The organism is Lutibacter profundi, from assembly GCF_001543325.1.
GTDB lineage: Bacteria > Bacteroidota > Bacteroidia > Flavobacteriales > Flavobacteriaceae > Lutibacter > Lutibacter profundi.
On the sequence record NZ_CP013355.1, the window covers coordinates 2,476,938 to 2,491,058 of the forward strand.

14 protein-coding genes are annotated in these 14,121 nt (G+C 30.6%); 11 read left to right on the forward strand and 3 right to left on the reverse strand.

What is annotated here, in order from left to right:
• The first annotated feature begins 306 nt into the window (after positions 1–306).
• The 11 genes from Lupro_RS10890 (at position 307) to argH (ending at position 11,431) form a co-directional block, all read left to right on the forward strand.
• A complete protein-coding gene (locus tag Lupro_RS10890) occupies positions 307–954 on the forward strand; it encodes a GNAT family N-acetyltransferase (RefSeq protein WP_068210079.1) in 648 nt (215 codons plus the stop codon).
• Entirely contained in the window at positions 929–2,116 is a 1,188-nt protein-coding gene (gene argG, locus Lupro_RS10895) for an argininosuccinate synthase (RefSeq protein ID WP_068210082.1), read from the forward strand. Before Lupro_RS10890 ends, argG begins: the two co-directional genes overlap by 26 nt.
• Entirely contained in the window at positions 2,113–3,090 is a 978-nt protein-coding gene (argC, locus tag Lupro_RS10900; RefSeq protein ID WP_068210086.1) for an N-acetyl-gamma-glutamyl-phosphate reductase, read from the forward strand. The genes argG and argC overlap by 4 nt, the downstream gene beginning before the upstream one ends.
• Positions 3,091–3,100: 10 nt before the next feature.
• Positions 3,101–3,895, forward strand: a complete 795-nt coding sequence (gene proC / locus Lupro_RS10905; protein WP_068210089.1) for a pyrroline-5-carboxylate reductase — start codon at positions 3,101–3,103, stop codon at positions 3,893–3,895.
• A gap of 10 nt (positions 3,896–3,905) precedes the next feature.
• Positions 3,906–5,036, forward strand: a complete 1,131-nt coding sequence (locus Lupro_RS10910; protein ID WP_068210093.1) for an aspartate aminotransferase family protein — start codon at positions 3,906–3,908, stop codon at positions 5,034–5,036.
• Complete coding sequence (locus Lupro_RS10915) at positions 5,033–6,229, forward strand: glutamate-5-semialdehyde dehydrogenase (protein ID WP_068210096.1); 1,197 nt, start codon at positions 5,033–5,035, stop codon at positions 6,227–6,229. The genes Lupro_RS10910 and Lupro_RS10915 overlap by 4 nt, the downstream gene beginning before the upstream one ends.
• Positions 6,213–6,989 carry a glutamate 5-kinase gene (proB, locus tag Lupro_RS10920; RefSeq protein ID WP_068210100.1) on the forward strand — a complete coding sequence of 259 codons (777 nt, stop codon included), beginning with the start codon at positions 6,213–6,215 and terminating at the stop codon, positions 6,987–6,989. Before Lupro_RS10915 ends, proB begins: the two co-directional genes overlap by 17 nt.
• Before the next feature lies 1 nt (position 6,990).
• On the forward strand, positions 6,991–7,944 hold the full coding sequence (locus Lupro_RS10925; RefSeq protein WP_068210103.1) for an N-acetylornithine carbamoyltransferase: 954 nt from the start codon (positions 6,991–6,993) through the stop codon (positions 7,942–7,944).
• 64 nt (positions 7,945–8,008) lie between these two features.
• A complete protein-coding gene (gene argB / locus Lupro_RS10930; protein ID WP_068210106.1) occupies positions 8,009–8,788 on the forward strand; it encodes an acetylglutamate kinase in 780 nt (259 codons plus the stop codon).
• 199 nt (positions 8,789–8,987) lie between these two features.
• Complete coding sequence (locus Lupro_RS10935) at positions 8,988–10,046, forward strand: M20 family metallo-hydrolase (protein ID WP_068210108.1); 1,059 nt, start codon at positions 8,988–8,990, stop codon at positions 10,044–10,046.
• A gap of 107 nt (positions 10,047–10,153) precedes the next feature.
• Positions 10,154–11,431, forward strand: a complete 1,278-nt coding sequence (argH, locus tag Lupro_RS10940; RefSeq protein ID WP_068211600.1) for an argininosuccinate lyase — start codon at positions 10,154–10,156, stop codon at positions 11,429–11,431.
• Between the two features lie 38 nt (positions 11,432–11,469).
• Here argH and Lupro_RS10945 read toward each other — a convergent pair whose 3' ends face one another.
• Genes Lupro_RS10945 through Lupro_RS10955 form a run of 3 tightly spaced genes read right to left on the reverse strand, consistent with a single transcriptional unit; the run spans position 11,470 to position 14,121 of the window.
• Positions 11,470–12,918 carry a DUF3570 domain-containing protein gene (locus Lupro_RS10945; RefSeq protein ID WP_068210113.1) on the reverse strand — a complete coding sequence of 483 codons (1,449 nt, stop codon included), beginning with the start codon at positions 12,916–12,918 and terminating at the stop codon, positions 11,470–11,472.
• A 13-nt stretch (positions 12,919–12,931) separates the two neighbouring features.
• A complete protein-coding gene (locus Lupro_RS10950) occupies positions 12,932–13,144 on the reverse strand; it encodes a DUF4266 domain-containing protein (RefSeq protein WP_068210116.1) in 213 nt (70 codons plus the stop codon).
• A complete protein-coding gene (locus Lupro_RS10955) occupies positions 13,141–14,121 on the reverse strand; it encodes an FAD:protein FMN transferase (RefSeq protein ID WP_068210120.1) in 981 nt (326 codons plus the stop codon). The genes Lupro_RS10950 and Lupro_RS10955 overlap by 4 nt, the downstream gene beginning before the upstream one ends.

Here is a 14,121-nt window from a genome sequence, read left to right on the forward strand (position 1 = left end):
TGAAAATAATCAATTTAAATACAACTGTAAAATATCCCCGTCGCTCTTTCGACGTTTATCGCTGCGTGCGCTAATTCACCTAAAAAAAAACAGTTTATTAATTTTTCATTATTACCAATTATTTTGCAACTATCTTTTAATATTATATTTCTTTTAAGTTTGATTCTAAATACTTCAAACAAAATAACTAGGCATTTCAGTTCACGTCACCGTCCCTTGTGGGCGTCTTTATTCTAAGAAAACGGTGCGTCCGTTTTCCATTTCATAAAACATCAAAATTTAAATTTTAAAATAAAAAAGTAAACAATGAAAATTGTTATAGCTAACAAAACACATATAAAATATGCAGAGATAATTTGTGATACTATCAAAGAATCTGCTAAAATTAGAGGTACTGGTATTGCTGAAAGAACTCCTGAGTATATTATTAAAAGAATTAAAAATAGCAATGCTGTAATAGCAATTGATAAAGACAATTTTGCTGGATTTTGCTATATCGAAACGTGGGATAACAAAGAGTTTGTGGTAAACTCAGGACTTATTGTGCACCCTAATTTTAGAAATCAAGGGTTAGCTAAAAAAATTAAAAAGAAAATTTTAGAATACTCAAAACAAAAATACCCAGATGCTAAAATATTTGGGATTACAACAGGTTTGGCAGTTTTAAAAATTAATTATGAATTGGGATATCAGCCAGTAACTTTTTCTGAATTAACTAGAGATGAAGCTTTTTGGAATGGCTGTAAAACATGCGGTAATTATGATGTTTTAATGAGAACAGATAAAAAAATGTGTTTATGTACAGGAATGCTGTACAATCCAATTCATAAAAAAAATGAAAAGAAGCATCCTTATAATTCAAAAGTATTAAGCAGATTAAAAAAAATTAAACAAGCATTATTTCTAAAAAAGAATAAAAAACAATATCATGGAAAAAGTAGTAGTAGCATATAGCGGAGGTTTGGATACTTCCTATTGCGTTAAATATTTACAACACGAATTAAACCTTGAAGTTCATAGTGTTTTGGTAAATACTGGGGGTTTTTCAGAAGAAGAACTTAAAGTTGTTGAAGCAAAAGCGTACAATATGGGAGTTGCTTCACATACAAATAAAAATATTTTAGATATTTATTATGAAAAAGCTATAAAATTTATGGTGTATGGAAATGTATTAAAAAATAATACCTATCCACTTTCTGTAAGTGCTGAACGGGTTTTTCAAGCTATTGAAGTGGTAGAATATGCAAAAAAAATTGATGCAAAATATATTGCACACGGTAGCACAGGTGCAGGAAATGACCAAGTACGATTTGATATGATTTTTCAAACATTGGCTCCAGAAATTGAAATTATAACCCCAATTAGAGATTTAAAACTTTCCCGACAAGAAGAAATTCACTATTTACAAAAACATGGTGTAGATTATCCATGGTCTAAAGCAAAATACTCTATTAATAAAGGAATTTGGGGAACAAGTATTGGAGGTGTAGAGACATTGACCTCTCATCAGGCTTTGCCTGAAGAAGCTTATCCAAGTCAATTAGAAAAAACAACACCTACTGATGTGAAACTTCATTTTAAAAATGGAGAATTAATTGGATTAAACGATGAATTTGACTCGCCGGTAAATACTATTTTAAAGCTAGAAGCTATTGCATCAAAATATGCAATTGGTAGAGATATTCATGTTGGGGATACCATTGTTGGTATTAAAGGAAGAGTAGGTTTTGAAGCGGCTGCAGCAACAGTAATTATTAAAGCTCATCATTTATTAGAAAAACACGTACTATCTAAATGGCAACAAAATTTAAAGGAAAATATGGGTAGTACTTATGGTATGTTACTACATGATGGTCAATATTTTGAACCTGCAATGAGAGATTTGGAAGCCTTTTTAGTAAATTCACAGAAAACAGTTACAGGAACAGTATTTGTAACCTTAAAACCGTATCATTTTACTTTAAACGGAATTGAATCTAAACACGATTTAATGAAATCTAAATTTGGAGAATATGGAGAAACGAATAAAGCGTGGACTGCAGATGATGCAAAAGGCTTTATTAAAATTTTAGGAACTCCAAATAAAATTTATCACAGCGTAAATTCAGAATTATGATTAAAGTAGGAATAGTTGGTGGCGCAGGTTATACTGCTGGAGAGTTAATAAGATTGTTGGTGCACCATTCAAAAGTTGAATTAGATTTTGTGTACAGTACTTCAAATGCAGGGAATTATATTTACAATGTACATCAGGATTTACTAGGTTCGTTAGATTTGAAATTCACAGATATTATAAATTCAGAAATTGATGTATTGTTTTTGTGTTTGGGACACGGAAATTCTAAAAAGTTTTTAGAACAGCATCAATTTTCTTCAACTACTAAAATTATAGATTTAAGTAACGACTTTAGATTAGAAGACGATGCCGTTTTTCAAGAAAAAGAATTTGTATATGGTTTGCCTGAATTAAAAAAAGAAGCAATAAAATCAGCTAAAAACATTGCAAACCCAGGTTGTTTTGCTACTGCAATTCAATTGGCTTTATTACCATTGGTTCAGCATAATCTAATAAAAAGTTCGGTACATATTAATGCAACAACAGGTTCAACAGGAGCAGGAGTTTCACCAAGTGCAACTACTCATTTTAGTTGGAGAGATAATAATTTTTCAGTGTATAAAGCATTTACGCATCAACATTTAGATGAAATTAATGAGAGTTTGTCAATGTTACAAAAAGGTTTCTCTGAAGAACTATTTTTTATTCCAAATAGAGGGAATTTTAGTAGAGGAATTTTTGCTTCTATTTACTTAAATTTTGATAAAAATATTGATATTGCTTTTCAAATATATGAAGACTTTTATAAAGAATCTCCATTTACGCATATTACAAAAATACCAGTACATTTAAAGCAAGTTGTAAATACAAATAACTGCTTTATTCATTTAGAAAAACACAACAATACATTATTAATTACTTCGGTACTAGATAATTTGTTAAAAGGAGCTTCAGGGCAGGCAATTCAAAACATGAATTTATTGTATGGCTTTAATGAAACTGAAGGGCTACAATTAAAAGCAACATCATTTTAAAATAAAAAACATGAAAATAGCAATTATAGGAACAGGAAATTTGGGATATTCAATCGCAATAGGTGTTTTAGCTCAAAAAAGTTTTAAAGTTAGGAATTTGTATTTAACAAAAAGAAATATAATAGCATTAAACTCTTTAGGGAAATTGCCAAATGTTAAAATTTCTACTGACAATAAAAAAGCTGTAAAAAATTCTGATGTAATTATTTTGGCAGTTCAACCAAATCAATTACAAAGTATTTTGGAAGAAGTTAAAGGAGTAATAAATGCACAAACACATACTATTATATCAGTAGCAACAGGAAGAAAAATTAATGAAATTGAATCGATTTTAGGAAGTGAAACTGCGATTATTAGGAGTATGCCCAATACAGCAATTTCAGTAGGACAATCTATGACATGTCTAAGTTCAAATAAAAGAGGAGGAGAAAATATTGAATTGGCTAAAATTATTTTTAACTCATTAGGTACAACAATGTGTATTGAAGAAAGATTAATGCAGTCTGCTACTGTAATTTGCGCAAGTGGTATTGCTTTTTGGATGCGTTTAATTCGTGCTACAGCCCAGGGCGCGGTTCAACTAGGGTTTCATGCAAATGAAGCACAAGAGTTAGCTATGCAAACCTGTTTAGGAGCGGCAAGTTTATTATCACAGTCTGGAAATCATCCAGAGCAGGAAATTGATAAAGTAACTACGCCAAGTGGTTGTACAATTGAAGGTTTAAACGAGATGGAACATCAAGGGTTAAGCTCTTCAATAATTAAGGGGTTGGTAACTTCTTTTGAAAAAATTAATCAGATTTAAAAAATAATGTATGGAATTATTTGATGTTTATCCGTTGTATAGTGTTACTCCTGTAAAAGCTGAGGGTGCTTATGTTTGGGATGAAAATAATACAAAATATTTAGATTTATATGGAGGCCATGGCGTAATTTCTATTGGGCATACACATCCTAAATATGTGAAGGCATTGTCTGATCAATTAAGTAAAATTGGGTTTTATTCCAATTCAATTCAAAACCCGTTACAAGTTGAGTTGGCTCAAAAATTAGGGAAATTATCAGGTTGCGAAGATTATCAATTGTTTTTATGTAATTCTGGTGCTGAAGCCAATGAAAATGCGTTGAAATTAGCTTCGTTTATAACTGGGAAAAGTAGAATTATTTCTTTTACAAATTCTTTTCACGGAAGAACCTCAGCAGCAGTTGCAGTTACAGATAATATGAAAATTAATGCGCCTATAAATTTACAGCAAGAAGTTACTTTTTTACCTTTAAACAATATTGAATTGCTAATTCAAGAGCTTATGAAAGGAGATGTAGCAGCAGTAATTATTGAAGGGATTCAAGGGGTTGGTGGTTTAGATGAAGGAACAACAGAATTCTTTCAACAACTTCAAGAAATTTGTCAGGAAAAAGAGGCATTGTTAATTTTAGATGAAATTCAATCTGGTTACGGAAGAAGTGGACAATTTTTTGCGTTTCAACACCATCATATTCAGCCTGATATTATCACCACAGCAAAAGGAATGGCTAACGGATTTCCAATTGGAGCTGTGTTAATTTCTAATAAATACAAAGCTAAACATGGAATGTTGGGAACTACTTTTGGCGGAAATCACTTAGCTTGTGCAGCTGCAATTTCAGTGTTAAATAGTATTGAAGAAGAAAACTTAATTGCTAATGTAAATGAAGTTTACAAATACTTTTTAGAAGAAATTAAATTGGTTTCAAAAGTTAAAAAAGTGAAAGGAAAAGGCTTAATGTTGGGCATTGAATTTGATTTTGAAGTTGGAGACTTACGGAAAAAATTAATTTTTGATAAACATATTTTTACTGGAGGCTCTAACAATAAAAATTTACTGAGAATTTTACCACCATTAAACATAAAAAAAGAGCAAATAGCTTCTTTTATAAATGCATTAAAAGAATTAATAGCATCATGAATAAAACCTTAACCATACAACAGCGAAATGATGTTTTACGTTCAATGGTAAAATTAATTGCCGCTGAAAAAGTAGAAATATTGAATGCAAACAAATTGGACGTAAACAATTACAATGGTGCAGATTTGGCCATGTACGACCGTTTAAAAGTGGATGATGATAAAATTGAAGGAATGATGTTATCATTGCAACAATTAATAGCTGATGTTGATCCGGTAGGGAAAGAATTATACCATTTCATACATGAAAACGGATTGAAAATTACCAATAAATCAGCACCGTTTGGTACCGTTTTAATCATTTATGAATCTAGACCCGACGTTACTGTTGAAGCAACAGGAATTGCTTTTAAATCGGGAAATAAAATTTTGTTAAAAGGAGGGAAAGAGTCTATAAATTCAAATTTAAAAATTGTTGAGTTGTGGCATAAAGCATTGAAGAAAAATAATATTTCAACTGAATGGGTTGAGTATTTAAATTACAATAGAACGGAAACACAGGCTTTTTTAGAAAATCCAACTCAAAAAGTAGATTTAATAGTACCACGTGGCGGTGAAAAACTAATTGCTTTTGTAAAGCAAAACGCTACTTGCCCTGTAATTGTAAGTGGGCGCGGAAATAATTTTATTTATGTTGATACTGAAGCAGATTTAGAGCTTGCTTTAAAAGTGATAATTAATGGTAAAACATCAAAAATATCAGCTTGTAATGCAGTAGATAAAGTATTAATAAATTCAAACTTACCAAATAACGCATTGTTTATTAAAAAATTAATTAAAAAATTAATTGAATTTAAAGTTGAAATTTTTGGTGATGCTAAATTGTCAAATTTTGATAATGTATCTCCTTATAAAAATGAAGATATTTGGAATGAAGAATTTTTAGATTATAAAATTGTAATTGGAAGTGTAAATTCTTCAGAAGAAGCTATTGCTAAAATCAACAAATATGGAGGTGGACATTCCGCCGTTATTATCACTAAAAATAACGAAACAGCAAATTTATTTATGGAATCAACAGATTGTGCTGCTGTATATCAAAATGCTTCAACTCGTTTTACAGATGGCGGTGAGTTTGGTTTAGGTGGAGAGTTAGCAATAAGTACCGATAAATTGCACCATAGAGGCCCAATGGGATTACAACATTTAGTAACTAATAAATGGTTTATATACGGAGATGGACAAATCAGATAAAAAAAGAATAGTATTAAAAATTGGCACCAATGTGCTTACTAAAGGAACAAATAATATCTCTAGAGGTAAAATTGAAGATATTGCACAGCAAATAGCATTTTTAAAAGACGATTATGAGTTTGTAATTGTTAGTTCGGGTGCAATAGCTGCGGCTAAACAGTTTGTAAATTTAGAGAGTAACGGGAAAGAAATTAACGTTAAACAAGCTTTAGCATCTATTGGTCAACCACATTTAATGAGAATTTTTCAGGAAAATTTTAGAGAATTAGGATTGTTAACATCACAATGTTTATTGTCGTATTCAGATTTTGAAAAAGAACAATCTAAAAAGAACATAGTAAACACCATTAACGTGTTAGTTAAAAACAGTTATATTCCAATTATCAACGAAAATGATACCGTAGCAACTGATGAAATAAAATTTGGTGATAATGATAAATTGGCAGCCTTAACAGCGGTATTATTAGGTGCCGATTTATTTATTATAGCTACAAACACCAATGGTGTTTACACCAAAAAATCTATAGCAGAAAATAAGGTAGAAACAATAAACAATTCAACAAATATTAATTCACTTAAAAAAGAAGTTGAAAAATCTATTTCTTCGCACGGAACTGGAGGAATGTTTTCAAAAATTAATGCTGCAGAAATTGCTCAAGAAGCAATGATTGAAACGTGGATTGTGAATGGTTTAAACGATAATTTTATATTAGATGCTATTAAAAACAACGCAAACTTTACAAAAATAACAATACAATAAAATGAAGAATTACGTAAATATTAGCGACTTAAATAATTTGCAGAATACGGTGCAAGATGCTATTGACTTAAAGAAAAATGAATTACAGTCTAAAACACTTGGAGAAGGAAAAACAATTTGTTTATTATTTTTTAACAATAGTTTGCGTACACGATTAAGCACACAAAAAGCCGCTCAAAATTTGGGAATGCACACTATTGTAATGAATTTTGGAAATGAAGGTTGGCAGTTAGAGTTTGAAGATGGGGTTGTAATGAATGAAAATAAATCTGAGCACATTAAAGAAGCGGCTAAAGTTATTGCACAATATTGTGATATTGTAGCGATTAGGGCTTTTGCATCGCTAACAGATAAAGAAAAGGACAATGCTGAAATGGTGATTAATAGTTTTATAAAATATGCAGGGATTCCAGTTGTAAATATGGAAAGCGCAACAAAACACCCGTTACAAGCGTTGGCTGATGCTATTACTATGGAAGAATTTAAAACAACAAAAAAACCTAAAGTGGTGTTGTCTTGGGCTCCACATCCAAAAGCATTGCCCCATGCAGTTGCAAATTCATTTGTAGAAATGATGCAATTGCAAGAAGCCGATTTTGTAATTACGCATCCTGAAGGCTATGAATTAAATTCAGAAATAACGAAGAATTCAAGGGTAGAATATAATCAGGAAAAAGCATTTGAGAATGCAGATTTTGTATATGTAAAAAATTGGAGTTCCTACAAAGATTATGGTCAGGTTATAAAAAAAGATGCTGATTGGATGATTACAGAGGCTAAAATGAAACTAACAAACAATGGCAAATTTATGCATTGTTTGCCTGTAAGAAGAAATGTGGTAGTTACTGATGAGGTGATAGATTCAGAAAACTCATTGGTGATTGAACAGGCCAATAATAGAACGTATGCAGCACAAATTGTGTTGAAGAAAATATTGGAGAAAATAGGTTGCTGAGCGCAGTCGAAGAGTAAGTTGAAGAAAATTTTATTCTAAATAAGGTTATTTAAAAAAGGTGATAATGAAAAGTAAACTAAATATCGTTAAAATTGGAGGCAATATCATTAATGACGAGGGTGCATTAACGTCTTTTTTAAAAGATTTTTCAGCACTTAAAGGTTATAAAATATTAGTTCACGGAGGAGGGAAGAAAGCTACTGAATTGGCATCACTAATGGGTTTAAAACCTAAAATGATAAATGGGAGAAGAATTACCGATGCCGCTAATTTAGATGTTGTAACTATGGTATATGCAGGTTTGTTGAATAAAAAAATAACAGCACAACTTCAAAAAAATAATTGTAATGCAATGGGATTATCGGGTGTTGATGCTAATTGTATTTTAGCGCACAAAAGAACTGTAAAAGACATTGATTATGGTTTTGCGGGTGATGTTGATGAAGTGAATTCAGAATTTATAAATGTGTTATTACAAAATAATGTAACGCCGGTGTTTTGCGCTATTACCCATGATAAAAACGGACAATTATTAAATACAAATGCCGATACTATTGCTTCAGAAATTGCTGTGGCAATGAGTAAACTATTTAATGTGCGTTTAAATTATATTTTTGAATTGAAAGGTGTTTTAGAAAGTATTGAGGATAAAAATTCAGTAATAAAACATATTAATTTAGAAAAATATAAGCAATTAATTAAAGAAGGTGTTATCTCAGAAGGAATGCTTCCAAAGCTCCATAACTGTTTTAATGCTTTAGAAAAAGGGGTTCAGAAAGTAAAAATGGGAGATGCTTCATTGGTAAAAAACGAATCAAATTTATATACAACATTAAGTTTGTAAAGAGTTGTTATGCCGTAAGTGTCATACTAATCGCAGTCGGAGTATTGTTTTAGCATCGAATACAATGAAGAAATAATTTAATTGTGTCTTAAAAATTGGGAAATAGTACTGATAACGTTTTTAATATGGTGAAACCCTGAACCAAGTTCAGGAAGACGAGAGTTAATATTTTAATTAGAAGGTAATTAATAAACAAATAATGATAAATCAACTAACAAAAGAAGCCATTGAATTGTTGAAGAATTTAATTTCAAAGCAGTCATTTTCAGGAGAAGAAAATGAAACAGCATTGTTAATAATGCAATGGTTTTCTAGTCATAATATAAAGTTTGAAAGTAACAAACACAATGTTTGGGCAAAAAACAAGTATTTTGATACTTCAAAAAAAACCATTTTATTAAACTCACATCATGATACGGTAAAACCAAATAAAAACTACACGAAAAACCCATTAAATCCAGAAGTGACGGATGGGAAATTGTATGGCTTAGGAAGCAATGATGCTGGTGGAAGTTTGGTGTCGTTATTGGCAACTTTCACCTATTATTATGAGAGAGATGATTTGAGTTATAATTTTGTTATTGTGGCTTCAGCTGAAGAAGAAAATTCGGGTTCGAATGGTTTAAATAGTATGTTGTCAATAATTCCTGAAATAGATTTTGCAATTATTGGCGAACCTACATTAATGAATTTAGCCATTGCCGAAAAAGGGTTGTTAGTATTAGATTGCGAGGCTAAAGGAACTTCAGGTCATGCGGCGCATGGAATTGGAGATAATGCAATTTACAATGCGATTGAAGATATACATTGGGTTCAAAATTTTAATTTTCCAAAGGTTTCTGAAACATTAGGAAAGGTTAAAATGACGGTTACACAAATTGAAGCTGGACATCAACACAATGTAATTCCAGCTAATTGTAACTATGTGGTTGATGTTAGAGTAACGGATATGTACAGTAATAAAGAAGTGTTAGAGATTATACAATCAAATGTAAAATCTAAAGTTACTGCAAGATCTTTACGGTTAAATTCTTCTTCAATACCAAAAAATCATCCAATTGTTGAAGCCGGAATTAAATTAGGAAGAGAAACGTATGGCTCACCTACACTTTCAGATCAAGCGGTGTTAAGTTGTCCATCTTTAAAATTAGGACCAGGGCAAAGTTTACGTTCTCATACGGCTGATGAATTTATATATTTATATGAAATTGAAGAAGGAATAGACTTGTATATTAAAATATTAAATGAAATTGTGTAAAAATTACGGTTACTGAGCGGAGTAGAAGTGACAATCAAATGAGTAAAGTGGTTTCAATTCCGCATAACCACCAACTCTTAAAAACTAATAATTTAAAAATTAATAAAATGAAACTTTGGGATAAAGGATTTTCAACCGATAAAAAAATAGATTTATTTACAGTTGGAAACGATAGAGAATTAGATTTAGTTTTAGCAAAATATGATATTATTGGAAATATAGCTCATGCTAAAATGTTACATAAAATTGGATTACTTACTGCTACGGAAATTAGAGATTTAGAAATTGAATTAAATACAATTTTAAAAACTATTGAAAATGGAGAATTTATTATTGAAGATTCTTTTGAAGATGTACATTCTAAAGTAGAGTTTTTACTAACAGAGAAGTTAGGAGATACAGGTAAGAAAATTCATACTGCACGTTCAAGAAATGATCAGGTTTTAGTAGATGTGCATTTGTATGTAAAAGATGCTTTAAATGAAATAAATGAAGGTGTTGATGATTTATTTGATTTATTAATAACGTTAGCTAAAAAATATAAAGAAGTATTGTTACCAGGATATACACATTTACAAGTGGCAATGCCTTCATCATTTGGCCTGTGGTTTTCAGCCTATGCAGAAACGTTAATTGATGATATTTATTTTTTAAAAGCAGCGTATAAAGTAGCAGATCAAAATCCGTTAGGTTCGGCTGCTGGTTATGGAAGTTCATTTCCAATTGACAGAGACTTTACAACTAAAGCATTAAATTTTGAAACCTTAAAATATAATTCTGTGGCAGCTCAAATGGGAAGAGGAAAATTAGAAAAATCAGTATCTTTTGCGTTAAGCTCAATAGCGAGTACTTTATCAAAAATGAGTATGGATATTTGTTTGTATATGAGTCAGAATTTTAGTTTTATTTCTTTTCCTGATGAATTAACAACAGGTTCTAGTATAATGCCTCATAAGAAAAACCCTGATGTTTTTGAATTAATTAGAGGGAAATGTAACAAATTACAAGCATTACCTTATGAGTTTACACTAATAACAAACAATCTTCCAAGTGGATATCACAGAGATTTACAATTGTTAAAAGAAGGGTTAATCCCTTCATTTTCAACATTGAAATCATGTTTGGAAATGTTAACGTATTCATTAAAAAATATTCAAGTAAAAACCAATATTGTTGAAGATGAAAAATATTTGTATTTATTTAGTGTTGAAGAGGTTAATAAATTAGTTCAAAGTGGTGTTCCATTTAGAGATGCATATAAAATTGTTGGAAAAAACATTGATGAAGGTAATTTTAAACCTAATAAAAATGTAGTTCATACACACAAAGGAAGTTTAGGAAATTTATGTTTGGATGAAATAGTTGCTAAAAAGGAGGCTATTTAAACTTTTAAATAGCCTCTTTAAATATACATTGTATATGTTTAATCCATTATAAATTTAAATCCAAGAGAAACTATTCCAGCAGTTAATCCAGTATTTCTTCTATAGTTACTATATTTAAAATCTACACTTTTCAGTCCGAATTTCCATATTTTACGCTCGGTAAAAATATCGGTATAAGACACCCCAAAACCTATTTGACTTGAATTAAATTTGGATAAATCATAATCAGAAGTATAAAATTCAGAAGTAGATACATTTTGTTCATAGGGTGCAAAATAATCTGCTGCGGTTTGTGTATAGTATCTGTATGAAGGATACAGCGTAAACTTGTCAGAAATTTTAACGGGTAATTCAATTTCTGCCGTTTGAGAGGTTATACCCCAATCATCATAATAGTAACGATAATAGGTTCTTAATACCACAAATTCATTTATATAATAGTTGAATCGAGCTCCAATAGGTGTTTTAAGTCTAGAATCGGGTAATCGTTCTATATCATCTGCTAATTGAAAGACATCAGTATTAATAGATGAGGTATAATTTTTAATATTAGAAGCATTTCCAACGTAGTAATTTACCCTGTCTCCAAAATATACTCGTTGCATGGGGTTTGCTAGCCAACCTTGTTGTTGTACAACATCTAAAAATAGAGAGATTTGAGCTCTTTTACTTAATATTTGTGAAAATCCAATGGATAATGAATAGGTATTTCTTTTTGTATTGTTTACTAAAGTTGTATTGTATGGGCTCCATACGTTTGTACCATTTTTATCAATAATATTTCCATTTTCATCTAAAATATCAATGGTAGAGAAAAAACCGCGATTAAGATTTTGGTTAGCTTCAAGATAAGAATCTAATTCTGTTGGATAAACAGGCTTCCAAGTATCAAGGTATATATTTGCCCTTAGGTTTATTTCAGTATTTTTTTCATTGAAAAGTTTTGTAAAATTTCCACCAAAACCAAATGAGATATAGTCAAATTCAGAAGCAAAATTAATATTGGCTCCAACAATTGTATTTCTGTTATTAGATGAGTGGCTGTAACCAAAATTCCCATTTACCCAAACATCACTTTTTGAGGCTCCTGTAGAAGCAACCCAAGGGCTCCCCGTAATGTTAGATGCACTTGATTTATCATCATCGTCATCATCACCATTTCGTGAGGCACCAGATAAATCAAAAGGATCTAAATTACTTGATGAGGCCGATGAATAGGCTGAAACTGTAGCATTAATTGTAAAAACATCATCATCATTTAAAGGAATAGAAATAACAATATCTGTAGCTACATCAGTCAATTTTTCAGTCCCAATTCCTCCTGTAACAGCTGCATTATCCCCATTTTGTGAATAATAACTTGAGATAATATCAATTTCAGCACTTTCTAATACTCGCTTTTTATAGGTGTTGTTAGGATTACTTATTGTTTGTGAGTATCCTCCAAAGGATAAAAACAATGTAAATAGTATTATAATTTTTTTCATTTTGTTTTTAGAATTAATTACAACCACAACCACCACCTACTTTTCCTCCATTTGCACCTGAGGCAGCCTCTCTATATACTTGGAAAGTTGTTTCGAATTTTGCAGCTTTTTTTGCTGCTAAAACCATATCGGGGTCATTTAAATATACTTTTTCATAATTTTTTACAGCTACACAAGAAGTTAAAGAACCTATAGCTAAAAGGAGTAAACTAATTTTTTTAATCATAATTTATTAATATTTATATGTTTTGATGTGTGAATTTCACCTTTATCGTCAATAATAATGCACTCAATATTTGGTAATTGGTTAATTCTATTTAAACCAACCTTTGTACCCATAACAAATACAGATGTTGCTAGTGCATCAGCCAATTCAGCTTTGGGAGCAAAAACGGTAACACTTGTAATTCCTGTTGAAGGGTAGCCTGTTCTAGGGTCAATAATATGTGTATAGCGTTTACCATTAAAAATTACGTATTTTTCATAATTTCCAGATGTTACAACTGCACCATTTTTAATTGGTAAAAGAGCAAAAGCATTGTTTTTATTTAAAGGATTTGTAATTGCAACTTTCCAATAATCACCATTAGGTTGTTTTCCCCAAGTATTCATATCTCCAGAGGCATTAATAATGCCTGCTTTTACACCTTTTGATATTAATAATTGTTTGGCTTTATCGGCAGCATATCCTTTTCCGATAGCTCCAAATCCAATTTTCATTCCTTTTAATTTTAGAAAAACGGTTAACTTTTCTTTGTCAAGAATAATATTCTTGTATCCAACTTTAGAAACAGAATTTTTAATGGCTTCTTTTGAAGGCATTGTTTTTAAACTTCCATCAAATTTCCAAATGTTATCCATGGATGCGTAACTTATGTCGAAGGCACCATCAGTAAGTTTTGATAGCACTAAAGAACGTTTAATTAATTCAAATAATTCCGGACTAACTTTTGTTGGTTTTATCCCAGCATTTTTAATAATGATGGAAGTTTGCGAATTAGAATCCCACGAGGATATTAATTTTTCAATTCTTGAGATTTCATTTACTGCAATATTTATAAATGAGTTACCTTCAACAGTATTATTTGCTACAACAGAAATATCAAACCGACTTCCCATAAGCTTTAAAGTTCTTTTATAAACTTCTTGAGCATTTAATGAATATGAAATTAGAATTGCAATATATAAGATGTGTTTTCTCAT

Coding starts and splice junctions, on each gene's coding strand:
- proC (WP_068210089.1), top strand. CDS start 3,101: ATGAAAATAGCAATTATAGGAACAGGAAATTTGGGATATTCAATCGCA.
- Lupro_RS10935 (WP_068210108.1), top strand. CDS start 8,988: ATGATAAATCAACTAACAAAAGAAGCCATTGAATTGTTGAAGAATTTA.
- Lupro_RS10955 (WP_068210120.1), bottom strand. CDS start 14,121: ATGAGAAAACACATCTTATATATTGCAATTCTAATTTCATATTCATTA.
- proB (WP_068210100.1), top strand. CDS start 6,213: ATGGACAAATCAGATAAAAAAAGAATAGTATTAAAAATTGGCACCAAT.
- argG (WP_068210082.1), top strand. CDS start 929: ATGGAAAAAGTAGTAGTAGCATATAGCGGAGGTTTGGATACTTCCTAT.
- Lupro_RS10890 (WP_068210079.1), top strand. CDS start 307: ATGAAAATTGTTATAGCTAACAAAACACATATAAAATATGCAGAGATA.
- Lupro_RS10915 (WP_068210096.1), top strand. CDS start 5,033: ATGAATAAAACCTTAACCATACAACAGCGAAATGATGTTTTACGTTCA.
- argB (WP_068210106.1), top strand. CDS start 8,009: ATGAAAAGTAAACTAAATATCGTTAAAATTGGAGGCAATATCATTAAT.
- Lupro_RS10910 (WP_068210093.1), top strand. CDS start 3,906: ATGGAATTATTTGATGTTTATCCGTTGTATAGTGTTACTCCTGTAAAA.
- argH (WP_068211600.1), top strand. CDS start 10,154: ATGAAACTTTGGGATAAAGGATTTTCAACCGATAAAAAAATAGATTTA.
- Lupro_RS10945 (WP_068210113.1), bottom strand. CDS start 12,918: ATGAAAAAAATTATAATACTATTTACATTGTTTTTATCCTTTGGAGGA.
- Lupro_RS10950 (WP_068210116.1), bottom strand. CDS start 13,144: ATGATTAAAAAAATTAGTTTACTCCTTTTAGCTATAGGTTCTTTAACT.
- argC (WP_068210086.1), top strand. CDS start 2,113: ATGATTAAAGTAGGAATAGTTGGTGGCGCAGGTTATACTGCTGGAGAG.
- Lupro_RS10925 (WP_068210103.1), top strand. CDS start 6,991: ATGAAGAATTACGTAAATATTAGCGACTTAAATAATTTGCAGAATACG.